Origin of the sequence: Pseudomonas sp. HMSC057H01, from assembly GCF_001836405.1 — a bacterium.
Taxonomy (GTDB): domain Bacteria; phylum Pseudomonadota; class Gammaproteobacteria; order Pseudomonadales; family Pseudomonadaceae; genus Pseudomonas; species Pseudomonas aeruginosa.
In genome coordinates this window covers 248,568-271,991 of record NZ_KV828475.1, presented here as the reverse complement: position 1 = coordinate 271,991, position 23,424 = coordinate 248,568, and the positions used below count along the sequence as shown (strand labels likewise).

The 23,424-nt window shown below is 67.7% G+C and carries 24 protein-coding genes; 10 read left to right on the top strand and 14 right to left on the bottom strand.

The annotated features are described in order from the left end of the window. Nucleotides 1-149: 149 nt before the first annotated feature. On the top strand, nt 150-947 hold the full coding sequence (gene otnI, locus HMPREF2581_RS16730) for a 2-oxo-tetronate isomerase (protein ID WP_003137333.1): 798 nt from the start codon (nt 150-152) through the stop codon (nt 945-947). Here otnI and HMPREF2581_RS16725 read toward each other — a convergent pair. Next, nucleotides 928-1,992 carry a hypothetical protein gene (locus HMPREF2581_RS16725; RefSeq protein ID WP_003137331.1) on the bottom strand — a complete coding sequence of 355 codons (1,065 nt, stop codon included), beginning with the start codon at nt 1,990-1,992 and terminating at the stop codon, nt 928-930. The genes otnI and HMPREF2581_RS16725 overlap by 20 nt on opposite strands. Next, nucleotides 1,992-3,989 carry a transketolase gene (gene tkt, locus HMPREF2581_RS16720; protein WP_003110216.1) on the bottom strand — a complete coding sequence of 666 codons (1,998 nt, stop codon included), beginning with the start codon at nt 3,987-3,989 and terminating at the stop codon, nt 1,992-1,994. The genes HMPREF2581_RS16725 and tkt overlap by 1 nt, the downstream gene beginning before the upstream one ends. A gap of 245 nt (nt 3,990-4,234) precedes the next feature. Here tkt and HMPREF2581_RS16715 point away from each other — a divergent pair, with 245 nt between their 5' ends. Both HMPREF2581_RS16715 and metK read left to right on the top strand, forming a co-directional pair. After that, entirely contained in the window at nt 4,235-5,236 is a 1,002-nt protein-coding gene (locus tag HMPREF2581_RS16715; protein WP_003113231.1) for an ArsR/SmtB family transcription factor, read from the top strand. Between the two features lie 15 nt (nt 5,237-5,251). Further along, nucleotides 5,252-6,442, top strand: a complete 1,191-nt coding sequence (metK, locus tag HMPREF2581_RS16710; RefSeq protein WP_003084948.1) for a methionine adenosyltransferase — start codon at nt 5,252-5,254, stop codon at nt 6,440-6,442. A gap of 56 nt (nt 6,443-6,498) precedes the next feature. On the opposite strand, the gene HMPREF2581_RS16705 is transcribed toward metK, so the two are convergent. Further along, nucleotides 6,499-7,803 carry a ferredoxin reductase family protein gene (locus tag HMPREF2581_RS16705; RefSeq protein ID WP_003137329.1) on the bottom strand — a complete coding sequence of 435 codons (1,305 nt, stop codon included), beginning with the start codon at nt 7,801-7,803 and terminating at the stop codon, nt 6,499-6,501. A 204-nt stretch (nt 7,804-8,007) separates the two neighbouring features. Here HMPREF2581_RS16705 and HMPREF2581_RS16700 point away from each other — a divergent pair, with 204 nt between their 5' ends. Further along, the gene (locus tag HMPREF2581_RS16700) at nt 8,008-8,751 is read left to right on the top strand and encodes a metallophosphoesterase (RefSeq protein WP_003137328.1); all 744 of its coding nucleotides are present in this window, start codon (nt 8,008-8,010) and stop codon (nt 8,749-8,751) included. 3 nt (nt 8,752-8,754) lie between these two features. Here the strand turns inward: HMPREF2581_RS16700 and HMPREF2581_RS16695 are convergent, their stop codons facing one another. Continuing rightward, nucleotides 8,755-9,723 carry a CE1 family esterase gene (locus HMPREF2581_RS16695; RefSeq protein ID WP_003137327.1) on the bottom strand — a complete coding sequence of 323 codons (969 nt, stop codon included), beginning with the start codon at nt 9,721-9,723 and terminating at the stop codon, nt 8,755-8,757. Nucleotides 9,724-9,972: 249 nt separating this feature from the next. Here HMPREF2581_RS16695 and HMPREF2581_RS16690 point away from each other — a divergent pair, with 249 nt between their 5' ends. Further along, nucleotides 9,973-10,392, top strand: a complete 420-nt coding sequence (locus HMPREF2581_RS16690; RefSeq protein ID WP_003084937.1) for a DUF1090 domain-containing protein — start codon at nt 9,973-9,975, stop codon at nt 10,390-10,392. A gap of 191 nt (nt 10,393-10,583) precedes the next feature. Here HMPREF2581_RS16690 and HMPREF2581_RS16685 read toward each other — a convergent pair whose 3' ends face one another. From HMPREF2581_RS16685 to HMPREF2581_RS16675, 3 genes are all read right to left on the bottom strand, one after another. Continuing rightward, nucleotides 10,584-11,042 carry a c-type cytochrome gene (locus HMPREF2581_RS16685; protein WP_003110213.1) on the bottom strand — a complete coding sequence of 153 codons (459 nt, stop codon included), beginning with the start codon at nt 11,040-11,042 and terminating at the stop codon, nt 10,584-10,586. Nucleotides 11,043-11,155: 113 nt separating this feature from the next. Beyond that, complete coding sequence (locus tag HMPREF2581_RS16680; RefSeq protein WP_003101585.1) at nt 11,156-11,542, bottom strand: MAPEG family protein; 387 nt, start codon at nt 11,540-11,542, stop codon at nt 11,156-11,158. A gap of 69 nt (nt 11,543-11,611) precedes the next feature. Beyond that, the gene (locus tag HMPREF2581_RS16675; protein WP_003084928.1) at nt 11,612-12,442 is read right to left on the bottom strand and encodes a DMT family transporter; all 831 of its coding nucleotides are present in this window, start codon (nt 12,440-12,442) and stop codon (nt 11,612-11,614) included. A 228-nt stretch (nt 12,443-12,670) separates the two neighbouring features. On the opposite strand from HMPREF2581_RS16675, the gene HMPREF2581_RS16670 reads away from it, so the two are divergent. From HMPREF2581_RS16670 to HMPREF2581_RS16660, 3 genes are all read left to right on the top strand, one after another. Continuing rightward, the gene (locus HMPREF2581_RS16670) at nt 12,671-13,180 is read left to right on the top strand and encodes a disulfide bond formation protein B (RefSeq protein WP_003113232.1); all 510 of its coding nucleotides are present in this window, start codon (nt 12,671-12,673) and stop codon (nt 13,178-13,180) included. Between the two features lie 87 nt (nt 13,181-13,267). Continuing rightward, complete coding sequence (locus HMPREF2581_RS16665; RefSeq protein ID WP_003084923.1) at nt 13,268-13,876, top strand: LemA family protein; 609 nt, start codon at nt 13,268-13,270, stop codon at nt 13,874-13,876. A 3-nt stretch (nt 13,877-13,879) separates the two neighbouring features. Next, a complete protein-coding gene (locus tag HMPREF2581_RS16660; protein ID WP_003137325.1) occupies nt 13,880-14,905 on the top strand; it encodes a TPM domain-containing protein in 1,026 nt (341 codons plus the stop codon). Nucleotides 14,906-15,015: 110 nt separating this feature from the next. Here HMPREF2581_RS16660 and HMPREF2581_RS16655 read toward each other — a convergent pair whose 3' ends face one another. The 3 genes from HMPREF2581_RS16655 to HMPREF2581_RS16645 form a co-directional block, all read right to left on the bottom strand. Further along, a complete protein-coding gene (locus tag HMPREF2581_RS16655) occupies nt 15,016-15,570 on the bottom strand; it encodes a helix-turn-helix domain-containing protein (RefSeq protein WP_003084911.1) in 555 nt (184 codons plus the stop codon). 17 nt (nt 15,571-15,587) lie between these two features. After that, nucleotides 15,588-16,877, bottom strand: coding sequence for an NAD(P)/FAD-dependent oxidoreductase (locus tag HMPREF2581_RS16650; RefSeq protein ID WP_003137323.1), 1,290 nt, complete (start codon nt 16,875-16,877; stop codon nt 15,588-15,590). A 338-nt stretch (nt 16,878-17,215) separates the two neighbouring features. Next, a complete protein-coding gene (locus HMPREF2581_RS16645; RefSeq protein ID WP_003121801.1) occupies nt 17,216-18,706 on the bottom strand; it encodes a helix-turn-helix transcriptional regulator in 1,491 nt (496 codons plus the stop codon). Nucleotides 18,707-18,991: 285 nt separating this feature from the next. Here HMPREF2581_RS16645 and HMPREF2581_RS33340 point away from each other — a divergent pair, with 285 nt between their 5' ends. Beyond that, complete coding sequence (locus HMPREF2581_RS33340) at nt 18,992-19,255, top strand: hypothetical protein (protein WP_003084903.1); 264 nt, start codon at nt 18,992-18,994, stop codon at nt 19,253-19,255. A 74-nt stretch (nt 19,256-19,329) separates the two neighbouring features. Here HMPREF2581_RS33340 and HMPREF2581_RS16635 read toward each other — a convergent pair whose 3' ends face one another. From HMPREF2581_RS16635 to HMPREF2581_RS16620, 4 genes are read right to left on the bottom strand one after another with little or no spacing between them, the layout of a single operon-like run. Continuing rightward, a complete protein-coding gene (locus HMPREF2581_RS16635; protein WP_003084901.1) occupies nt 19,330-20,046 on the bottom strand; it encodes a type 1 glutamine amidotransferase in 717 nt (238 codons plus the stop codon). Then, entirely contained in the window at nt 20,046-21,227 is a 1,182-nt protein-coding gene (locus tag HMPREF2581_RS16630; protein ID WP_003084899.1) for an aspartate aminotransferase family protein, read from the bottom strand. The genes HMPREF2581_RS16635 and HMPREF2581_RS16630 overlap by 1 nt, the downstream gene beginning before the upstream one ends. Further along, nucleotides 21,220-21,456 carry a hypothetical protein gene (locus HMPREF2581_RS16625; RefSeq protein ID WP_003101561.1) on the bottom strand — a complete coding sequence of 79 codons (237 nt, stop codon included), beginning with the start codon at nt 21,454-21,456 and terminating at the stop codon, nt 21,220-21,222. Before HMPREF2581_RS16625 ends, HMPREF2581_RS16630 begins: the two co-directional genes overlap by 8 nt. Beyond that, nucleotides 21,453-22,154: an MOSC domain-containing protein gene (locus tag HMPREF2581_RS16620; RefSeq protein WP_003084895.1), complete on the bottom strand. Its 702-nt coding sequence runs from the start codon at nt 22,152-22,154 to the stop codon at nt 21,453-21,455. Before HMPREF2581_RS16620 ends, HMPREF2581_RS16625 begins: the two co-directional genes overlap by 4 nt. 101 nt (nt 22,155-22,255) lie before the next feature. Here HMPREF2581_RS16620 and HMPREF2581_RS16615 point away from each other — a divergent pair, with 101 nt between their 5' ends. Next, the gene (locus HMPREF2581_RS16615; RefSeq protein WP_003084893.1) at nt 22,256-23,134 is read left to right on the top strand and encodes a LysR family transcriptional regulator; all 879 of its coding nucleotides are present in this window, start codon (nt 22,256-22,258) and stop codon (nt 23,132-23,134) included. The last annotated feature ends 290 nt before the right edge of the window (nt 23,135-23,424 follow it).

Here is a 23,424-nt window from a genome sequence, read left to right as displayed (position 1 = left end):
GGGAACCGTCCGCGACCCGCGCGGCGCGGCATGCGCCGCGGCGACGGCTCGCGCGCTGGCGCTGAAACGATTCATGCGACACCCGGCTGGCGCGACCGCGTTCCGCTGTGCAAGGCTCGCCCGCATCCACCGACCGCCAGGAGCGCCAGATGCCCCGCTTCGCCGCCAACCTCAGCATGCTCTACCCCCGCCACGACTTCCTCGATCGCTTCGCCGCTGCCGCGGCGGACGGCTACGAGGGCGTGGAGTACCTGTTCCCCTATGCCTATCCTGCGGCCGAACTGAAGGCCCGGCTGGACGACCACGGCTTGCGCCAGGTGCTGTTCAATGCCGCACCCGGCGACTGGGACAAGGGCGAGCGCGGCCTGGCCAGCCTGCCGGGGCGCGAGGCCGAATTCCGCCGCGCCATCGCCCAGGCCATCGACTATGCCCAGGTCCTCGGCAACCGCCACATCCATGTCATGGCCGGACTGCTGCCGGCCGGCGCCGACCGCATCCGCCACCGCGAGACCTACCTCGACAACCTCGCCCATGCCGCCCGCGAAGCCGCCGGCGCCAGGCTGACGGTGCTCATAGAGCCGATCAACAACCGCGACATGCCGGGCTTCTTCCTCACCCGCCAGGACGACGCCCAGGCCATCTGCCGCGAGGTCGGCGCGGACAACCTGCAGGTACAGTTCGACTGCTACCACTGCCAGATCGTCGAGGGCGACCTGGCCACCACCCTGCGTCGCGACATCGGCAATATCGGCCACGTCCAGATCGCCGGGGTACCCGACCGCCACGAGCCGGATGACGACAACGAAGTGAACTACCCCTACCTGTTCGAGCTACTCGACCGGCTCGGCTACCAGGGCTGGATCGGCTGCGAGTACCGTCCGCGCGGCGACACCTCGGCAGGCCTGGAATGGCTGCGGCGCTGGCGCGCTACTCGACGCGACGGATGATCGGCTCCAACGCGTCCAGGCGCTCGCGGGCGGTCAGCCAGTCGCGCACTTCCGCGCACCACTGCTCTTCCTTCAGCACCGCGCGGGCACGGGTCAGCACTCGCGGCCAGGGACGGTCGTCGAACAGGCGCAGCAGCACCTGGTTGAGCTGTTCGCTATCCAGCGGCCGACGTCCACGGCGCACCGGCGCGTCGACCCGCTGCGCCAGCGATTGCAGCACCCGTTCGCGCTGCGCCGTATCCACCGGCATCGGCTGCTCGTCGTAGGCGCAGAGCACCAGGATCTCCGGCGCGACGTTCTCCAGCAGGCCGGCGCGCAGCCGGCAGTGGCCGTCGAGGATCACGCAGGCATCCAGGCAGTTCAGGCGCAGCGCCAGCACCGGCGGCAGCTCGCCTTCGCGGGCCTTCTTGCGCCACCACTTGACCCGCCCCTCGTCATCCTCGACCCGGCGCAGGGCGATCAGGGCGTCGTTGTCGCGCCCCCACCAGTCGAGCCACTGCACCCAGTCGTCGTCGAGGACCTTCTCCAGGCTATAGAAGCGCCAGTCCGGCAACAGAGCATCGCGCCCGACGCTGCGGTAGCGCCAGCGTTCCAGCACCCGTTCGCGCGAATCGTGGCTCTGCGGCGGCTGCCAGGCGGGCGCCTGCTCGGCGAGCGACAGGCGCAGCAACCAGCGCCCGGCCTCCAGGCAACTGCCCGGGCTGGCACGCAGGGCCTCGACGAAATAGCGGCTCCAGGCCTTGTAGCGGGCCTCGCCGCGCAGGCCGCGCAAGGCTTCCAGGGTCGGCGAGTCGATGGGCGGCACGCTGGCCTGCGCCGGGCTCGCCGCGACCAGGCTCTTCACCAGCCAGATGCCATCGTGGTACGGCAACTGGGTGGCCCAGAGCAGCGGCTGATCGCCACGCATCAGGCGAATGCGGGCCTGGCCGCCGGATTGCAGATGAAGGAAAGAGGGCGCCCGATGGGCGCCCTCCACCTGGACCGCGAGGCCCAGCCATTCGCCATTGGCGGGGCTTTCGAGGTCCCGCCAGTAGAGCGTGTGCATCAGTCTTCCAGCAGCTCCTCGGCCACCGCCAGGACGTTGTCCAGGGTGAAGCCGAAGTGCTCGAACAGCGCCGGGGCCGGAGCCGACTCGCCGAAGCTGGTCATGCCGATGATGCGCCCGTCGAGACCGACGTACTTGTACCAGTAGTCGGCATGGGCGGCCTCGATGGCGATGCGCGCGCCGACTTCCACCGGCAGCACGGACTGCTTGTAGGACTCGTCCTGCTGCTCGTAGACGCTGGTGCACGGCATCGATACCACGCGGACCTTGCGGCCCTGCTCGCTGAGCTTGTCGTAGGCCTGCACGGCCAGGCCGACTTCCGAACCGGTGGCGATCAGGATCAGTTCCGGCTCGCCTTCGCAGTCCTTCAGCACGTAGCCGCCGCGGGCGATATCGGCCACCTGGGCGACGTCGCGCGCCTGGTGCGGCAGGTTCTGGCGGGAGAAGATCAGCGCGGACGGACCGTCGGCACGCTCGATGGCATGCTTCCAGGCCACCGCCGACTCGACCGCGTCGGCCGGGCGCCAGGTGTCCAGGTTCGGGGTCAGGCGCAGGCTGGCCAGTTGTTCGATCGGCTGGTGGGTCGGGCCGTCCTCGCCGAGGCCGATGGAGTCGTGGGTGAACACGTAGAGCACGCGCTGCTTCATCAGTGCGGACATGCGCACGGCGTTGCGCGCGTATTCCATGAAGATCAGGAAGGTCGCACCGTAGGGAATGAAACCGCCGTGCAGGGCGACGCCATTCATGATCGCGCTCATGCCGAATTCGCGCACGCCGTAGAACACGTAATTGCCGGCGGCGTCGTCGGCGCTGACGCCCTTGCAGCCCTTCCACAGGGTCAGGTTGGAGCCGGCCAGGTCGGCGGAACCGCCGAGCAGCTCCGGCAGCAGCGGGCCGAAGGCGTTCAGCGCGTTCTGGCTGGCCTTGCGGCTGGCGATGGTCTCACCCTTGTTGGCAACATCGGCGACGTAGGCCGCGGCCTTCTCGGCGAAGTCGGCCGGCAGCTCGCCCTTCAGGCGGCGCAGCAGTTCGGCGGCCAGTTCCGGATGGGCGGCCTGGTAGGCGGCGAAACGCTTGTTCCACTCGGCTTCCTGGGCGGCGCCGGTTTCCTTGGCGTCCCACTCGGCGTAGATCTGCGCCGGGATCTCGAACGGAGCGTGCTCCCAGCCCAGCGCGGCGCGGGTCGCGGCGATCTCGTCGGCACCCAGCGGCGCGCCGTGGCACTCTTCCTTGCCCTGCTTGTTCGGCGAGCCGAAGCCGATCACGGTCTTGCAGCAGATCAGGGTCGGCTGGTCGCTCTTGCGCGCGGTATCGATGGCGGTCTTGATCTCGTCGGCGTCATGCCCGTCGACGTTGCGGATCACTTGCCAGCCATAGGCCTCGAAGCGCTTCGGGGTGTCGTCGGTGAACCAGCCGTGGACCTCGCCGTCGATGGAAATGCCGTTGTCGTCGTAGAAGGCGATCAGCTTGTTCAGGCGCAGGGTGCCGGCCAGCGAGGCGACCTCATGGGAAATGCCTTCCATCATGCAGCCGTCGCCGAGGAAGGCGTAGGTGTAGTGGTCGACCACCGCGTGGCCGTCGCGGTTGAACTGGGCGGCCAGGACCTTCTCCGCCAGCGCCATGCCCACCGCATTGGCGATGCCCTGGCCGAGCGGACCGGTGGTGGTCTCGACGCCGGCGGTGTAGCCGTACTCCGGATGGCCCGGGGTGCGCGAGTTGAGCTGGCGGAAGTTCTTCAGGTCCTCGATGCCGAGGTCGTACCCGGTGAGGTGCAGCAGGGAGTAGATCAGCATCGAGCCGTGGCCGTTGGACAGCACGAAGCGGTCGCGGTTGGCCCACTGCGGGTTGCTCGGGTTGTGCTGCATGTAGTCGCGCCAGAGGACCTCGGCGATATCGGCCATGCCCATCGGGGCGCCCGGGTGGCCGCTGTTGGCTTTCTGCACGGCATCCATGCTCAGTGCACGGATGGCATTGGCTCGCTCACGACGGCTGGGCATCGCAATTCTCCTACGGGGGTTGCTGGTCGGAAGACCAGGAGTGAAAAAAGGGCGCCATTTTCGCCCACCGAAGGCCCAAGGGGCAATGACAGATCGGCAGGGGGACAGTATGTCGCTGCCGACCGGTTTTGCCAGAAGCCTGGCGCAGCCGGATTGCAATTGCGCGACGGCCACCCGTCATCAATATCAAAAATTTTTGATACAGGCATTGCCGGGGTTCGGACCCGGTACTAGACTGCGCCTCCATGAGCCTTCGCGTGCCTTCGATACGACCAGACGACTACGACCCGCTCGCCGCGCTGTGCAAGGCGGCTGGCGACTCGCTGCGACTGAACGTGTTGCGCGCCCTGGCCAACGATTCGTTCGGCGTGCTGGAGCTGGCGCAGATCTTCGCCATCGGCCAGTCGGGCATGAGCCACCACCTCAAGGTGCTGGCCCAGGCCGGGCTGGTGGCGACGCGCCGCGAAGGCAACGCGATCTTCTACCGACGTTCGCTGCCCCTGGCCGAACGCACCGGCGGCGCGCTGCACGCGGCGCTGCTGGAGGAAGTGGACGAACGGGCGCTACCCGACGACGTGCGGGCGCGGATCGATGCCGTGCACGCCCAGCGCGCGGCGGTCAGCCAGGACTTCTTCGCCCGCGCGGCGGACAAGTTCCAGGCCCAGCAGGACCTGATCGCAGGACTGCCGCAATACCGTGAGAGCGTGTTGGCCTTGCTCGACGCACTGGCCTTCGCCCCCGGCGCCACGGCGCTGGAGGTCGGCCCGGGGGACGGCGGGTTCCTGCCGGAACTCGCCAGGCGTTTCCGCCAGGTCACGGCGCTGGACAACAGCGCGGCGATGCTGGAACTGGCGCGCCAGCGCTGCAAGGAAGAAGGATTGGGCAACGTCCGCCTGGAATTGGCCGATGCCCTGCAGGACGCCGCCGAACCGGCCGATTGCGTGGTGCTGAACATGGTCCTGCACCACTTCGCCGCGCCGGCGGAGGCGCTGAAACAGTTGGCCCGCCTGGTCCATCCGGGCGGCAGCCTGCTGGTGACGGACTTGTGCCGGCACAACCAGGGCTGGGCCAGGGAGGCCTGCGGCGACCTCTGGTTGGGTTTCGAACAGGAGGACCTGGCCCAGTGGGCCGACGCCGCAGGGCTCACGCCCGGCGAGAGTCTTTACATTGGTTTACGCAATGGCTTCCAGATCCAGGTCCGGCACTTCGCCAGGGATGCATCCGAAAGCCGCCTCACCCACCGGTAATGTAGGAACCGATTGATGAGCGAATATTCCGTTTTCACCTCCGAGTCCGTGTCCGAAGGCCATCCGGACAAGATCGCGGACCAGATCTCCGACGCGGTGCTGGACGCCATCATCGCCAAGGACAAGTACGCTCGCGTGGCATGCGAAACCCTGGTCAAGACCGGCGTGGCGATCATCGCCGGTGAAGTCACCACCTCCGCCTGGGTCGACCTGGAAGAGCTGGTGCGCAAGGTCATCATCGACATCGGCTACGACAGCTCCGACGTCGGCTTCGATGGCGCCACCTGCGGCGTGCTGAACATCATCGGCAAGCAGTCGGTGGACATCAACCAGGGCGTCGACCGGGCCAAGCCGGAAGACCAGGGCGCCGGCGACCAGGGCCTGATGTTCGGCTACGCCAGCAACGAGACCGACGTGCTGATGCCGGCGCCGATCTGCTTCTCCCACCGCCTGGTCGAGCGCCAGGCCGAGGCGCGCAAGTCCGGCCTGCTGCCATGGCTGCGCCCGGACGCCAAGTCCCAGGTGACCTGCCGCTACGAAGGCGGCAAGGTGGTCGGCATCGATGCGGTGGTGCTGTCCACCCAGCACAACCCGGAAGTCTCCTATAACGACCTGCGCGACGGCGTGATGGAGCTGATCATCAAGCAGGTGCTGCCGGCCGAGCTGCTGCACAAGGACACCCAGTTCCACATCAACCCGACCGGCAACTTCGTGATCGGCGGCCCGGTCGGCGACTGCGGCCTGACCGGACGCAAGATCATCGTCGACTCCTACGGCGGCATGGCCCGCCACGGCGGCGGCGCGTTCTCCGGCAAGGACCCGTCCAAGGTCGACCGCTCCGCCGCCTACGCCGGCCGCTACGTGGCGAAGAACATCGTCGCCGCCGGCCTCGCCGAGCGTTGCGAGATCCAGGTTTCCTACGCCATCGGCGTGGCCCAGCCGACCTCGATCTCGATCAACACCTTCGGCACCGGCAAGGTCAGCGACGAGAAGATCGTGCAACTGGTCCGCGAGCACTTCGACCTGCGCCCGTACGCGATCACCAAGATGCTCGACCTGCTCCACCCGATGTACCAGCCGACCGCGGCCTACGGCCACTTCGGTCGTCATCCGTTCGAGCTGACCGTGGACGGCGATACCTTCACCGCGTTCACCTGGGAGAAGACCGACAAGGCCGCTCTCCTGCGCGACGCCGCCGGCCTCTGAGCGACCGCGCGATGAAAAAGCCCCGCTTCGGCGGGGCTTTTTCGTTTCCGGCAGGCTCAGCGCATACGGAAGGCTTCCTGGTGGAACAGCCGCAGCGGCATGCCCTGCCGGCGCAGATCGCGGCGCAGGCTGTCGGCCAGCCCCTGCGGACCGCAGAACCAGACGCTCGGCCAGCGTCCTTCGGCGCTCTTCAGCACGCCCAGTTGAGCCGCCTGCGGCTTGCCCTGCTCGTCGCTATAGCGGATGTGCAGGGTCACGCTGGGCAGGTGTTCGCAAAGCTCGCGCAAGCGCCCGGCGAACAGCGCTTCCTGGGAATTGCGCACGCAATAGTGCAGCTCCACCGATGGCGCGCTTTCCGGCACGGCCTGCAGCGACTCCAGCCAGGCGATGAACGGCGTCACGCCGATCCCGGCGGCGACCCAGACCTGCCGCCCGGCCAGGCCACGGCGGAAGTCGAAGCAGCCGTATGGCCCCTCCACCTCGACCCTGGCGCCGACCTCCAGGTTGTCCTGCAGGCGCCGGGTGTAGTCGCCCAACACCTTGATGCTGAAGCGCACCTCGCCGCAGCCGCGGTCGGCGCTGGCGATGGTGAACGGATGGGCACCCTCCAGGCGGTCGCAGGTGAGAAAGGCGAACTGCCCGGCCCTGTGCGACCAGTCGCCCTGCAGCCGGCAGGTCACCTCGAGCAGGCTTTCGCCGCGCCGCTCGACGGCGGTGACCACGCCCGCATGGCGGCGCGCGCGACCGATCCGCCCGCTCAGAGACAACAGTGCGCAGGCCGAACCGAGCAGAGCGCAGGCCGCCACCAGCCAACCGGCCGGCTGGCTCCAGTAGCTGGCCGGGGCGAGCACCACGGAATGGAAGGCCAGTACCAGGTAGACCAGGGCCAACGCCTTGTGCACATAACGCCAGAGGTGATACGGGAAGCGCTGCCAGAGAGTGATCAGCAGCATCCCGCCGAGAATCCACGCCGACCATTCACCCAACTCCTTGGCCGAGCCACGGAAGACGTCGAGGAAGGTTTCCACCCGCGGGCCTTTCACCGGTTTGCCGACGATACCCGCCAGCCAGGGGCCGGCCAACTCCAGCAGGTAGTGCAACAGGCCGAGGACGATGGCCAGGATGCCCGCCCACTTGTGCAGGCGGTACATGCGGTCGAGCCCGTCCAGCGGCTTCTCCAGCCAGACCGGACGCACCGCCAGCAGCATGATCAACGACATCAGGGCGAAGGACGCTACCCCGGTAAGCAGGATCGCCTGCTTGCGCACCACCCAGATATCCAGGCTCGCCGGCGGATCGACGGCCAGCGTCAGGCCCCAGGCCGCCAGCGCGGCGGCGAGAACTCCCCATAACAGTTTCATTGGCACCACTCCCCGACAGAACGCGCGAATCGCTGGAATGAACCCTGCGCGTCCAGTCTTAATTGTCCCTTAACTTCATGGGGGAATTAGCGAGGCCAGCGAGGTTTTCCCGCACAGCCATGACCTGCGTCAATCGTTGTCGGCCTTCAACCCCGGGGTGGGCGGAGCTATGCTGGTCCGCCGCGCCTACCGCCGAGCCGTGCCATGAAGATCCGCCTGCTGTCCGACCTCCACCACGAACATTTCGACGGGCGACGCCAACTGCCAGAGGTCGAGGCCGACGTGGTGGTGCTGGCCGGCGATATCCACAGCCACCTGGAAGGCCTGCACTGGGCCCGCGAGACCTTCGCCGACAGCGAGATCGTCTACGTCGCCGGCAACCATGAGTTCTACTCCTCGGAAATGACCGACCTGACCCAGGCGATGCGCAATATCGCCCGGGCGCTGGATATCCACTTCCTGGAAAACGACGAAGCGCGGATCGGCCCGGCGCGCTTCCTCGGCGCCACCCTGTGGACCGACTTCCAGCTCTATGGCGCGGACGGCTATGCGCCCGCCCATGAGCTGGCCCTGCAATCGATGCCGGACTTCAGCTGCATCGACTGGTTCGGCGGCGACTTCACCCCCGAGCAGAGCATCGCCCTGCACCGAGCCTCGCGCGACTGGCTCGCCGAACAGCTGGCGCGGCCCCACGACGGCCCGACGCTGGTGGTCAGCCACCACGCGCCCAGTGCGCTGTCGATCCCGCCGCAGTTCGTCGGCAACCCGCTGTCGCCAGCCTTCGCTTCCAACCTCGACGAACTGCTGGCGCAGGCCGACTACTGGCTGCACGGTCACGTCCACGATGCCCTCGACTACCGCATCGGCCGGGCACGGGTGCTGGCCAATCCGGGCGGCTATCCCCACGAGAGAGGCGGGTTCCGTCCGGAATTCGTCTTCGAGGTCTGAGCCTCAGCGCGGCAACTGGCTGAAGAAGCGCCAGATTTCCGCTGGCGCGTCCAGTTCCGGGTCGCTCTTGCCGAGAATCCGCGGGAAGCGATAGTCCGGCTGCGCCAGCACGTGGCCGCCGCCATGCACGCTGAGCAGCTCCACCGGCGGATGGCCGTCTTCCTGCCAGCGCTGGCGCTCGGTCCAGACCGGGCCGGGACGGGTCAGCGGCGCCACGGCCGGCGGCGCGGCGATGCCGTTCAGGCCGGCCCACCAGCGTGCCGAGTCCAGGGTCGAGCGTACCGCGCCCCGGTCGCCGAAGCCGAACAGGCTGACCTTGCCGCCGAGATAGGGATTGATCGGATCGCGCGTGCCGTTGATCAGCAACGCCGCGGTCGGCCGCTCGACCGGCCGACAGGCATCGTTCTCCGTGGTCGGCAGGCTCGCCGCCACCGTTGCGATCGCCGCCGGCAACCCCGGTGCTTCGGCGGCCAGGCGGAAAGCCATCTGGCCGCCATTGGAGTAGCCGGCGACATATACCCGCTGCGGATCGACGCGGTATTCCTGGGCCAGCCGCGCCACCAGCGCGCGGAGGAAAGCCACGTCATCGACGTCACGCAGCCGCGCCGAATAGCTGGCGGCCTTGCGGCAATCGTTCCAGTGGCCCTCGAAGCCGTCCGGGTAGGCCACCAGGAAACCTTCTTGCGCCGCCAGCCGGTCGAAGCCGTAGCCGCTGATGCGGCGCATCTGCGCGCCGTCGCCCCGTGAGCCGTGCAGCACCACCAGCAACGGCGCTCCCTCGGTCACGCCCGGCGGCACGTAGAGCAGGTAATGCCGGCGCAGGCCCGCGACCTTCAGGCTCGAGTCCTCGCTGTGGCCGGCCAGCGCGGGGGTGCGCAGGGCCTCGTCCTGCAGCCACCACCAGGCGCCGGCGAGCAGCGCCAGGACCAGCAGCAGGATAAGCGTGCGAACCAGGCGGATCAGCGTACGCATCGCGGTTCTCCCGTTCTCGGCGTCTTCGGACAACGTTAGGCCGGGTTGCGCCGGAATGCCCGAACCATGGCCCTTCTCCAGAGACCCCGGGGCGGCGTACTTTGCTCCCGGACAACCACAACCGTGCCGTTTGCTGGCACACTTGCGCCTTTGTCACGCCGGCTGCCGCCTGCCTCATCCGCCTGCCAGGACGCTCGGCCGAGCCGTCGTCCGGCAACCGCACCGGCCGTTCGATCAAGGAGCCAACCGATGTCCATTCGTCCTTCACTGCCGCTGGCCGGGCTGCTGCTCGCCGTCTCCCTGCCGCTCTCCGCCGCCCAGCCGGGCACCACCAAAGGCGCCCCGCTCAGCGGTTGCGCCGCCAAGCAGGCCGCCATCGAGGCGAAGCTGGAAACGGCCCGCTCGTTCGCCAACGAAGGCCAGGTGGCCGGCTTGGAAAAGGCCCTCTCCGAGGTCAAGGAACACTGCACCGAAGCCGGCCTGCTGAGGGAGAACAAGCAGAAGGTGATCGACAGCGAGCGCGAGGTCAGCGAACGCGAGAAGGATTTGCGCAAGGCCATGGGCAAGGGCGATCCGGAGAAGATCGAGAAACGCAAGGCCAAGCTGGCCGAGGCCCGCGCCGAACTGGAAGAGGCCAAGAAAGGCCTGGAACAGGCCCAGGCACAGTAGGACACCAGGTACCGCCCTACGCCTCGCGCCTCCCACGTAAGGCGTATGACGCCCACGGCGTTACCCGCCATCCGCGCCGCAGCGGGACACCAGGTGCCGCCCAGCGCTGCCGCAACGGCGGATGAGCGCCAGCGCTCATTCGCCCTACCCCTCGCGCCTTCCAGGCAGGGCGTATGACGCCCGGTCCGGCCTCAGAGCGCGCGGAATTTCTTGTGGCAGGCTTCGCAGGCGTCTTCCACCGCGGCGAAGTCCTTGCGCACGCCATCCGGGGTCGGCGTGGCCTGGCGAGTGTTGTCCTGGAGACGGTTCATCGCGTCGATGAAGACCTGGGTGGCGGCCTTGAACTCCTGCTGGCGCTGCCAGACCTCGTCCTTGGCGCGGGTGTCCTCGCCCTCCTCGCCGGCCTTGGGACTGGGGAAGTACTGCCAGGGCTGGTCGGCCAGTTGGTGCAACTTCGCCGATCCGGCGCGGAACTTCTCCGCGTCGAAGGGCAGGCGTCCGCGGAGCATCCCGCCCATGTCCTCGCTGGTCCGTAGCATTTCCTTGAAGATCGCCTGGCGCTTGGCCTCGGGCGAATTGGGATCCATACGGTGACAGCCGCTCAGGGCGACGCCGGCCAGCAGCACGACGAGCAGGGACTTCAGCTTCATGGCAAGGCTCTTTTTTTCAGGGTCGATCACGGAAGCGGCGGATTATCCGCCGCCACCGCCGATTGATCCAGAGCCGCGCGCCCGCACTGCGGCCATAGGCCGCAGCGGGCTGCTCAGGCGGAAACCACGAAGAACGCGGCGATGAGCAGCATGCCGACGAACCAGACCAGCGAGCGCAACGGCCCCCAGTCGGCGAGGTAGCAGATGACGTAGAGCAGGCGACTGGTGATCCAGGCAATGGCCAGGCTATCCAGGGTCGCCTGCGAAGCGTTGCCGACCAGATGGGCGATGATCACCGCCGCGGCGAACGCCGGGGTCACCTCGAAGGCGTTCAACTGGGCGTTGTTGGCACGCCGGCGGAAGCCTTCGAGCGAACCGAGGAACGCCCGCGGGTCGGCGTTGGCCCGACCGCCGTAGCCCTCCCCGCCGAACTTGGCGATGGAGGTACAGACGTAAGGCAGGAAGATCGCGATCAGCACGCACCAGAAAGCGATGGTCATGGCAGTTCCTTGTGGTTGTGGAACTGCAACTCAAGCTGGCGCCGCTCGTTCTGTAAAGGCACAGCCCCTTCAGAGTTTCATCAGCAGCATTCCGGCCAGCACCAGGCCGCACGCCAGCAGGCGCGGCAGTCCGAACGGCTCGTTGAGGAAGCGCATGCCGAACAGCACCGCCAACAGCACGCTGGTCTCGCGCAACGCCGCCGCTTCGGCGATCGACCCCAGCTGCATGGCCCACAGCACCAGGCCGTAGCTGGCCAGCACGCAGACCCCGACCGCCAGGCCGAGCTTCCACTCCAGCGCCCAGAAGCGGGCGAAGGCGCGGGTTCGCGCGCCGGCGGCGATCAGCGGGAACGGCAGGCCGGAGAGCAGCGTCAGCCAGACCAGGTAGTCCAGCGCCAACGGCCAGCGCTTCAGGGCGTTGCCGTCGCTCCAGGTGTATCCGCCGATGCACAGGCCGATCAGCAGCACCACCGGCAGAGTCCGCCAGGGCAGGCGCGAACCGCCGCCGCCCCAGAGCAGGCAAAGCATGCCGAAGGGGATCAACAGGATGCCGAGGATCTGCCGGCCGCTGAGCTGCTCGCCGCCGAACGCCAGGGTCAGGCCCAGCACCACCAGCGGCGACAGCCCGCGCATCAGCGGATAGACCAGGCCCAGGTCGCCGACCTTGTAGGCCTCGATCAGCAGTACCCGGTAGAGCAGTTGCAGGACGGTGGCGCCGAGCAGCCAGGGCCAGACTTCGGCCGGCGGCAGGCTGACGAAGGGCAACAGCAGGATGGCGCAGAGCACGCCGACCACGTCCATGCAAGCGACGACCAGCAAGCGGTCGCTGCTGAACTTGACCAGGGTGTTCCAGGTGGCGTGGAGAACGGCGGCGCACAGCACCAGGCTGGTGGCTAGCATGATGGACCTTATTGGTATAGACCAAGATAGTCTATCCCGGCGGAGCCTCCAGATGCTCACCCCGTTGCGGCGTTTTTCCCTGAAAGCTCCTACGAAAGCGGAGAAACATGCAGCAGACATCGTTACGTCAAACGGCTTAATCTTCGGGCAATCCTGATGGACTACCATCGGCCAGCGCCGCACAGTGCCGGCCCGGCCTCCCTTATCAACGACACAGGAATCCCTGCCTTGAGCGCTCTCCTCAAGCCCCTCGACAACCGCTTGTTCTGGCCCGCGGTCGCCATCGGCGGCCTGCTGATCCTCGCTTTCGTACTCTACCTCCAGCACGTGCGCGGCTTCGCGCCCTGCTCGCTGTGCATCTTCATTCGCCTGGACGTGCTCGGCCTGGTGCTCGCCGGGATCGTCGGCAGCCTCGCCCCGCGTTCGCGGATCGCCGGCGGCATCGCCGCGCTGGGCATGCTCGCCGCCAGCCTGGGCGGGATCTACCACGCCTGGTCGCTGGTCGCGGAAGAGAAACTGGCTGCCCAGGGCATGGGCAGTTGCAAGATGTTCATGGGCTTCCCCGAATGGATACCGCTGGACACCTGGCTGCCGCAGGTCTTCCAGCCCGAGGGGCTGTGCGGCGAAGTGGTCTGGACCCTGCTCGGCCAGTCCATGGCGGTCTGGTCGCTGGCGCTGTTCGTGTTCTGCCTGCTGGTCCTGGCGGCCAAGCTGGCGTTCGGCCGCCGCACCGCCTGACAGCGCCGATATCCGTGCCGGCACAAGGAACGTGCTGGCCATTGGCTGGTCTACAATCGAGCTTTCTCAACCCGGATGAGTACCACCATGCCTCGATTCCTCAGAAATGCCCTCCTTCCCGTCCTCGCCCTGCTGCTCAGCGGCTGCGGCTACAACGCCATGCAGGCCGGCGACGAACAGGTGAAAGCCGCCTGGTCGGAAGTGCTCAACCAGTACCAGCGGCGCGCCGACCTGGTACCCAACCTGGTCAGCACGGTGAAGGGCTATGCCTCCCATGAGGCGTCGGTCCTGACCCAGGTCACCGAGGCCCGGGCCAAGGTCGGCAGCGTGCAGCTGAACGCCGACCAACTGGACGACGAGCAGGCCGTGCAGCGCTTCCAGAAGGCCCAGGGCGAACTGAGCTCGGCGCTTTCGCGCCTGCTGGTAGTCACCGAGAACTACCCGCAACTGAAGGCCGACGGCCTGTTCAAGGACCTGCTGACCCAACTGGAAGGCACCGAGAACCGCATCGCCGTCGCTCGCGGCCGCTACGTCAAGTCGGTACAGGAATACAACGTGCTGCTGCGCCAGTTCCCCGGCGTGATCACCGCCAAGCTGTTCGGCTACAAGCCCAAGGCGAACTTCAGCGTGGAAAACGAAGCGGCCATCTCCACCGCGCCGAAAGTCGATTTCGGCAACCCGCAACCGGCGCAGTAAGCCATGCGCCGGCTGCTACTGGGCGCCGGGCTGCTGCTCGCCAGCCTGGTCGCCTGGGCCGATGTGCCACCGATACCCGCGCTGACGGCGCGGGTCACCGACCTCACCGCGACCCTTTCCGGCGACCAGCGCCAGCACCTGGAGCAACAGCTCGCCGCCCTGGAAGCCAAGAGCGGCGCGCAGCTCGCTGTGCTGCTGGTCCCGACCACCGGCGACGATTCCATCGAGGAGTACGCGGTGCGTACCTTCGAGAAATGGAAGCTGGGCCAGAAGAAGGTCGACGACGGCGTCCTGCTGCTGGTGGCGAAGAACGACCGCACCCTGCGCATCGAGGTCGGCTACGGCCTGGAAGGGGCCATCACCGACGTCCAGGCCGGGCGGATCATCAGCGAGCAGATCACGCCGCAGTTCCGCCAGGGCAACTTCTATGGCGGCATCCAGGCCGGCGTGGACAGCCTGGTGCAACTGATCGATGCCGAGAAGAGCCCGGACAGCGCTACCGCCAGCGCTCCCGTCGACGCCTTGCCGGCGGTTCCCGAGGCCACGCCGCCGCGGGCCCTGCCGGCACCGGTCGACGAGGGTGAGGTGTATGACAGCGCCCCGCCGGAGCCGAAGAAGAAGAGCGGCCTGAGCGGACAGCTCTGGGGCAATCCGGTCTACCTCGGTGTCTATGTGGCGGTCCTGCTCGCCGTGGCCCTGCTCGGACGCCTGCTGCCGTTGCAGTGGATGCGGCGGCGCAGCATCGGCCGCTTCCTGCTTTGCAGCGCGGCGGTCGCCGGCCTGGCCTGGCTGTTGAGCATGGGCCTGTGGCAGAACGTCGACCGCGCGGCGGACGACAGTCTCGGCGTACTGGCCCCGACCCTGTTCATCTACGCCCTGTTCCTGCTTCCCGGCGAAGTGCTGATGGCCATTCTCAGCGCCATCCTCAATAGTCGCGGCGGCGGTGGGGGAGGCGGCAGCGGCGGTGGCGGCATCTTCCGCGGTGGCGGCGGCTCCAGCGGCGGCGGCGGCGCCTCCGGACGCTGGTGACGAAAAGCCCGAGGCCTGTGCCTCGGGCTTTTTTCATCGGTCGGCGACGGTTCTCGCCGATGCCGGAAGTCTTCGCCGCTATCCGGCAAACGACAGGGTAACGCGCCTCGTCAGGCGTATACCCAGAGCACCCTGACCGGCGCCTGGCTGCGGTTGGCATAGCGGCTGCGCATATGGCTGGGAATCTGGAAACCGTCGCCGGCCTGCAGGCGCAGCTCCTCGTCCTCCAGCCACAGGGTCAGCTCGCCTTCGAGCACGTAGCCGCCCTGCTCCGAGCTGTCCAGCAGGTCGCGCTCGCCGCTGTCGGCACCCGCTTCAAGGCAGGTTTCGAGCATGAAGAAGGCACCGCCAAGACGCGGCGACACCAGGTTGTCGCTGGCGCCACGAGCGTAGGCCAGGGTCCGACGCTCGCCCGGACGGGTCACCCAGGGCGAGGCCTGGGTCTTCGGCGAGCAGAAGAAGTAGGTCGCCGGCACCCCGAGCACCTGGCTGATGGCGACCAGGTCGTCCACCGCCGGCCGCGACAGGCCGCGCTCGACCTGGGAGACGAAGCCCACCGAACGGCGAATGCCGTCGGCCAGCGCCTGCAGGGTGATGCCCTTGCGCTTGCGCAATTCGCGCACCAGGCTGGCGATCTCCGCCAGGTCGTCGGCTACTTCGCTCATCTCGGCTCCGGGCCCTCTCAGAACAGGTCGCGCAAACGGTAATACGCTTTGCCCAGGGCTTCCAGCGGCGCGGCGAAGCGCTGGCCACCGGGAAACTTCGGATTGCGCAGACGCTGGTAGAGCGCCAGGGTCTCGTCGTCGCCGAGCAGCGCGTCGCTGACCGCCCTGGCCGCCGCCAGACTCGGCAGCACGCCGTGGCCGGAGTAGCCTTGCAGCCAGTAGCGGTTGCCCTGCCGGCCGATGTCCGGGGTGCGCCGCATGCTGCAGTCGATATGCCCGCCCCAGGCGTATTCCAGCGCCACCCCGCGCAACTGCGGGAACACCCGTTCGAGATAGGGCCGGGTGGCGGCGCGGATGTCGCTGGGCATGCCGCCCAGGTAGGTGCAGCCGCCGCCGAACAGCAGGCGGTGGTCCGGGGTCAGGCGGAAGTAGTCGAGGACGAACTGGTTGTCGGTCACGCAGCAGTTGCGCGGCAGCAACGACTTCGCCCGTTCCTCGCCGAGCGGCTCAGTGGCGACCTGATAGGTGCCCACCGGCAGCATCCGTTGCGACAGCTCGCTGTCCAGCCCGTCGATGTAGGCGTTGCAGGCCAGCACCAGCGCCGCGCAGCGGATCTCGCCGTGCTCGGTACGGACCCGGTAGCCGTCGCCCTCCTCGCGATAGCTCAGGGCCCGGGTCCGCTCGTGGATACGCCCGCCGGCGCGCTCGATGGCGGCGGCCAGGCCGAACGCCAGCTTGAGCGGATTCAGGTGTGCGGCGTGGGGATCGTAGAGACCGGCAAGGTAGCGCTCGCTGGCGATCCATTCGGGCAACTCGTCCTTCGCCACGAAGCGTAGCCCCTCGTAGCCCCAGCGGCGGTTGGCCTCGGCCTGCCAGTCGTAGAGCAGGCCGACCCGGCGCGGCAGGATCGCCGTCCATAGGTGGCCGACCCGGTAGTCGCAGTCGAAGCCATGTCGCTGCGGCAACGCGCGCATCTCGCCGGCCGCCCAGAGCATGCCGTCCCAGAGACGGCGTGCGCCTTCGTAGCCGAGGTCGGCCTCCAGCGGCGGCAGGTCGCTGGACCAGCCGGGCAGCGCCTGCCCGCCGTTGCGCCCGGAGGCCGCCCAGGCGATCCGGCTGGCTTCGATGACGCATACCTGGCGTCCGCCTTCGACCAGCCGCAGCGCCGTGTGCAAGCCGCTGAAACCGGCGCCGACCACCAGCACCTCGCAGTCGAGGTCACCCTCCAGGGCCTGGCGCGGCTGGATCAGTTCGGGATTGACGGCGGCGTAGTAAGTGCCGACATGCTCGTTGGATTGCAGGAACATCGCGACCCCCGTGAAATTATATTGGTTATTTTTCATGAAAAATAACACTTAAAATTTCACGACACCAGTCCCGAGCATTCGCAAACGGCCGGCAGGATGCCGTCGCGCACCAGCAGAGGCAGAGGGGCAAATATTCGAAAGGAGGCGGGAAGCCCCCCCGCCAGAGCGAAACTGGCGAGGGGAACAGACGTGCGGACGGCGCGGCTCGCGCCGCGGAGAAAAGGTGCACGACCACGGGCGGGGGCATGCCGGGCGTGCTGCGCCAGTGTCGGCGCCGACGGGAGCGGGCGACAGGTACGAATGCACCAGCCGCCCTGGTGCATTCGTACCCTCTTCGTTTATTTGCGCCCGTTGCCGTTGCGCGGCTCCGGCGCGAATCCGCGTTCGCGTGCCCAGACGATGGCCTCGCCACGGCTGTGGACATCGAGCTTGGCGTAGATGGTCGCCACGTGGTTGCGCACGGTGTTCGGCGCCAGGCCCAGTTCCTTGGCGATCTCCTTGTCCGCCAGGCCCTGGCAGATGAGGTCGAACACCTCGCGCTCGCGCGCAGTCAGGTCGGCCAGTTCGGCGCCGGTGCCCGGCGCGTTGGCGCGGCGCACGTTGGCGAGCTTTTCGATCAGGGTGCGGCTGAACCAGGAAGCGTCCTGCATCACCGTCTCGATGGCGTGCACCAGCTCCATTTCGGTGCGCCGCCGGTCGCTGATGTCCAGCAAGGCCACCAGCACGCAGTCCTGCTCGTTGAGGCTCACCGCCTCGGCCGAGACCAGGCAGTCCAGGCCGTTGCGATCCTTGTGCTGCAGGCGCAGCTGGACGTTGCGCACGCTGCCGCTCTGCGCCAGCAGCTCGCCCAGGCGCTCGGCGCCGCCGTCCTGCCACAGCCCGCAGGCGACGGTGGACTCGCCGAGCAGTTCCTCGGCCTGGTAGCCGAAGGTTTCGCTGAAGGCCTGGTTGATGTCCAGCACCTGCAGGTCGTCGCCGCACAGCACCAGGCTCGGCACCGGTGCCATGCGGAAGGCCTTGGCGAAGCGCTCCTCGCTCTTGCGCAGGGCCTCCTCGGCCTTCTTCCGCGGTTCGAGATCGGTGAAGGTGAAGAGCATGCAGGCCTCCTCGCCGACCTCTATCGGCTGCCCGGCGACCACCACGCACTTGCGTCCGCCCTCCGCCACCCGCAGGCTCGCCTCCATCTGCGGGATGGTCTCGCCGGCGCCCAGACGCTCCACCGCCAGTTCGCGGCGCTCGGCCTGGTCGAGTACGTCCAGCTCGTACACCGAACGGCCGATCACCTGGTCGCGGGCATAGCCGGTCATTTCCAGGAAACCGACATTGACCTTCACGTAGCGGTAGTCGCTGAGCCGGCAGATCACCGCCGGCGCCGGGTTGGCATTGAAGGTCTTCTCGAAGCGCTGCTCGGCGCTGGCCCACTCGGTGGCGTCGTGGAGGATCAGCACCAGGCAGTCTGGCTTGTCCTCGGGGGTGGTCAGCACCAACCCGCGCACGCGGTGCACCCAGCGGGTGTCCTCGTCGGCGGCGGGAAACACTTCCACCACCACGTCGCTGAAGCACTCGCCAGCCACCAGGCGCTCGGCCGGGTACTGGCCCTCCTGCAGCGGATGATTGTTGCGGTAGCGCAGGCGAAAGCGCTCGCGATACTCGCCGGTATCGGCGCCCAGGCCTTCCAGCGAATCGACGCCGTGCATCGCCAGGGCCGCCTCGTTGGCCCAGAGGATGCGCTGGTCCGGCTCGATCAGGATCACCCCTTCGGTAAGACCGGCGATGATCTGCTGCAACTGGCGGCGGTCGGTCTGGGTACGCAGTACCTGGTCGTTCATGCTGTTCCTCTTGGATGGAGCGATTTTCCGGGGGCAGCAAGGATGCCCGCCCGCCCTGACCGCGCACGCGTGACGATTGCACTAGCGGTGCTAGTGCATTTGCATCGCGAAACGATAGCGGAGGCACCCCTACCCTGGCGATACAGGAAGCAATGTCCGGGCGGGAAGCCCAGACGCCGCGCCGGCCGGGAGGCTACGCCGCCCCTCGGTCCCGAGGTCGTCGACGCATCCACCCGACTCGCCCTGCACGAGAAGAAAGCCCCATCCCCTTGCATGAGCGATGCGATGAGCAAGAACAAGCACCCCGATCTCGGCGAGATCCAGCGCAGCCTGAACCAGGCGCTGGAAGGCTACGACTGCCAGTGCCGGATGCACTACGACGGCACCGTCAGCATCAATGTCGCCGCCCGAGAGCACGACGAAACCTTCACCTTCGTCGGCATCCAGCCCGGCGAGCTGGACAACCCCACCCGCCTGCACCTGTTCGCCGAAAGCCTGCGTCGCGACCTGGCACTACTGGAGCCCTGGTTGGGAAAGCACGCAGCCTAGAATAAAAAAAGCGCCCCACAGGACCAAAACGACGTCCGGAGGCGCATGCGAGGACAGAGGAATCTTTCTGGCGATCAGGCCCGGCGTGCGATCTCCGCCGGCCGATGCGCCAGGTAATCGAGCAACAGGAACAGCACCGGCGCCACCTCGCGGCAATGCGCGACACCCTGGCGGATCCTCCCGGCGCTCTGCACCGCCCCTTCCCGTTGCAGGTCCTGCGGGCAGGCATCGAGCAGCGCCTCGATGCTCTCCGCGGTGCTTTCCAGGTGACATTGCAGGCCGATAGCCTGCTCGTTCCAGATGAAGCCCTGGTTGGCGCAGGCAGCCGAACCATAGAGCGGCACGCTGCCGGCTGGCAGGTCGAAGGTCTCGCCGTGCCAGTGGAACGCCATCAGCCGTTCCGGCAGGCGCTCGCCCAGCGGCGAGCCCAGCGCCTGGCTGTACCTGTGCAGCGGCCACCAGCCGATCTCCGCCTGGCGTCCCGGGCGTACCGCAGCCCCCAGCGCCTGGGCCAGCAGCTGCGCGCCGAGGCAGATGCCGAGGACCTTCTTGCCGGCATCCAGCGCCGCGCGGATCAAACGCTTCTCCGCCACCAGCCAGGGATATTGCGCTTCGTCGTGGACGCTCATCGGCCCGCCCATCACCACCAGCAGGTCGAAGCTGTCCAGCGCAGGCAGGTGGGCGTCGGCGTAGAGGTAGCAGACGTGCTCGTGCTCGCAGTGGCGGCCGATCCAGTCGCCGATCCGCGCGCTGCCTTCGAAGGGAACGTGTTGCAATACCAGGGCGCGCATCAGGCCACCTCCTCGTGTCGGTTGGCGACCCGGGCCAGGGCCCGCTCCAGTCGCCGCAGCATTTCGTCGACGTTGGCCCGGCTCACCGTCAGCGCCGGGGAAAAACGCAGGCAATGCGGCTGCGGCGCGTTGATCAGCAGGCCTTCGCCGAACGCCGCGCGAACCACCGCCGGCGCGCGCTGGCCGATCAGCGGCAGCCCCCAGAACAGTCCCTGGCCGCGCAGCGGACCATGCCCATAGCGACGCGCGACACGGGCCAGGCCATCGCGCAGGTGAGTGCCCTGCTCGCGCACCTGCTCCAGGAAACCCGGCTCCAGCACGGTATTCAGTACCGCCAGCCCGGCAGCGGTCATCAACGCGTTGCCATGGTGGGTGCCAAGCTGGTCGCCCGGTTCGAAGCAACAGGCGTTGCCACGCGCCAGCAGCGCCGACAGCGGCACCCCGGCGCCGAGGCCCTTGCCGAGGGTAACGATGTCGGCGCGTACCCCGTACAGTTCCTCCGCCAGCAGCGCGCCGCAGCGGCCGATGCCGGTCTGCACCTCGTCGAGGATCAACAGGACGCCACGCTGCCGGCACAGCCGCTCGATGCCACGCAGGTAGTCGAGGGTCGCCGGGATCACCCCGGCATCGCCCTGCACCGGCTCCAGCATCACCGCCACCGTCTCTTCGTCGATGGCCGCGGCCATGGCGTCGAGGTCGTTGAACGGCACCCTGGCGAATCCCTCCAGGCCATGCTGCGCCGGCTTGCCACAAGCCGTCAGGGTGCCCGGGGTGCGTCCATGGATGCTGTTGACGGTGCTGACGATCCGTTGCGCGCCGCCGCGATGCAGGCGGCCCCACTTGCGCGCCAGGGCGATGGCCGCTTCGTTGGCCTCGGCGCCGCTGGTGAGGAAGTAGGCCTGGTCGCTGCCGGTCGCCAGGCACAGGCGCTGCGCCAATGCCAGCACCGGCCGGTTGAGCAGGCCGGGGCCGGCGCTGACCAGCTCCCGCGCCTGCCGGGCCAGGGCCTGGACCAGCACGCTGGGACTGTGGCCGAGGCAGTTCACCGCCAGGCCCTGGGTGAAGTCGAGGAAGGCGCGTCCGTCGCTGTCCCACAGCCACGAGCCCTGGCCACGGACGAACACCTGCGCGGGCCGTTCCTGGGTGCGCATCAGGCGCAGGCTATCCAGCGCATCAGCCATCTTTCAGTTCCTCGGTCATGTACTCCACCGCCAGCAAGCGCACGCCCTGCGGCCCCTGTTCCAGCAGCCGGCGGCTTTCCCGGCGCGTTTCGATGCGCAGTTCGAAGCCGTCGCCGGCGGGGAAGCGCTGGCGCATCAGCTCGCGCACCTCGGCAAAGCGCGCGGCGCTCACCGTCATGCTGGCCAACAGCCGGCCGGACTGGCTCAGGGTGATCAGGTAGTCGCTCAAGAGGCATGCTCCCGGTAATCCGACGGTCCGCGCAGGCGCGGCCCCCAGTCTTCCACCACGCCGCTGGACAGGCGTTTCGCCGCTGTCTTGCGCCAACGCTGGGAGAGCGCGTCGCAGGCCATCATCTGGCGCAACCCGAGAGGCTCCAGGGGATCGCCGAAATACCACTGCAACAGGCGGGCGACGGTCAGTTCAGGGTAATGCCGCTGGACCAGCTTCAGCTCGTCCCCGGGAGTCACCATGCCGCTGCGCAGGACCCGATAGAACCAGCCGCAGCGGCCGCCGCTCTGCAATTCGTCGGGCAGCTCGGGAAGATTCCAGCGCTGGCCCTGGCGATAGCAGGGCGAACGCGGCTGGCTGACTTCCAGCAGGGCATCGCCCCAATGGAACTGGTCGCCGATGCAGACCTCGGCTTCGGTGATGCCGTAGGTCGAGATGTTCTCGCCGAACGCCGGCAGTTGCCAGCGGTTCAGCGGGTGGCGCTTGCGCCAGTAGCGGTAGTGCTCGGCGGGATAGTGATGGAGAGCGCGCTCGAGGCCGCCGTGGTGGCGGATGTCAGCCTGTTCGTCGCCGGGCAGGCCATCGTGGCCCAGCCAGAACTCCTGCTCGACCGGCAGCTTGTCGATCGCGCTGACCAATCCGCCCCAGGTTTCTTCGACTTTACCTATGAAAACACCGTTTACGACTATCTGCTCCATTGCTCCGCGACCACCCGATGTACCGCCAATGCAGCTAGACTAGTGCCTCACGCGGGACCCACTCCATTTCGATTTTCCAGTTTCATCGATAAGAACAGCTTATGGATTTTCGCCAACTCCGCTATTTCGTCGCGCTCTACGAGGAAGGCCACGTCGGCCGCGCCGCCGAACGCCTGGCCCTGTCGCAACCGGCCCTCTCGCAGCAGATCCGCCAGTTGGAGCAGAACCTCGACGTCTCGCTGTTCCAGCGCAGCGGCAAGCGCCTGCTGCCGACCGTCGCCGCCCACACCCTGTACAACCATGCGGTACCGCTGCTGGAGGGATTGGAAAGGGCCCGCGAGGCGATGCGCGTATTCCGCGGGCAGACCCCGCGCAGCCTGGCGATCGGCGTGCTGCAGACGGTCAACGCCAGCCTGGTGCCGTACATGGTCGAACGCCTGCACGCCGCGCAGCCGCATCTGCGGGTGCAGATCTACGAACTGTCGGGAATCGACATCGAGCGGCGCCTGCTCACCGGCAACCTGGATATCGGCATCGGCTTCCTGCCGCCGCGCCAGCCGGGCTTGCACAGCGTCGAGCTGTACGAGGACGAATTGCAGCTGGTGATCCCCGAGGAACACCCGTTGAAGGAGTTCAGAAAGGTGTCCCTGGCCCAGGCCGCGGAGTTGCCGATGCTGCTGCTCGGCGAAGAGTTCCGCGCGCGCCAGATCTGGCAGGAGCAACTCGCCGCGATCGGCCGGCGGCCGCGGGTGCAGGCGGAACTGAACCACATGAGCGGGATTCTCGACAGCCTGCCGCAGACCCGCTTCGCCACCGTTCTACCGGGCAAGGCACGGCAGATGCACTCGAACCAGCGGCTGCTGTGGAAACCGCTCAGCGAACCGCGCATCCCGCTGAAGGTCGGCCTGGTCTACCGCGACGCGCAACGCCAGCACGCCAGCGTCGAGCTGCTGCGCTCGCTGCTGGAAGGCGTGGTCTGAGCGACGCGGTTTTCCTCGGGCAATAAAAAACCCCGCCTTTTGGGCGGGGTTTTGCAGACCTCTATCCTGACATCCGTGCTACGCCACCATCCATGGTGGATTCCCTGAGTTTCCGTATTGTCTTTGGCGCTTCCTGCGCAATGTCCTGACGGTTTGAAGATTACGCATCTCTGCGAGGGGGAGAAAGCAGCCAAAACCACCGCCGTTTGTAAGCCTTGGCTTACACGCTGTAATAGTTCCGCTCGCCGGACGACGGCAACACCCAGCCGCCGGGAGCTTGCCGTGCGTCA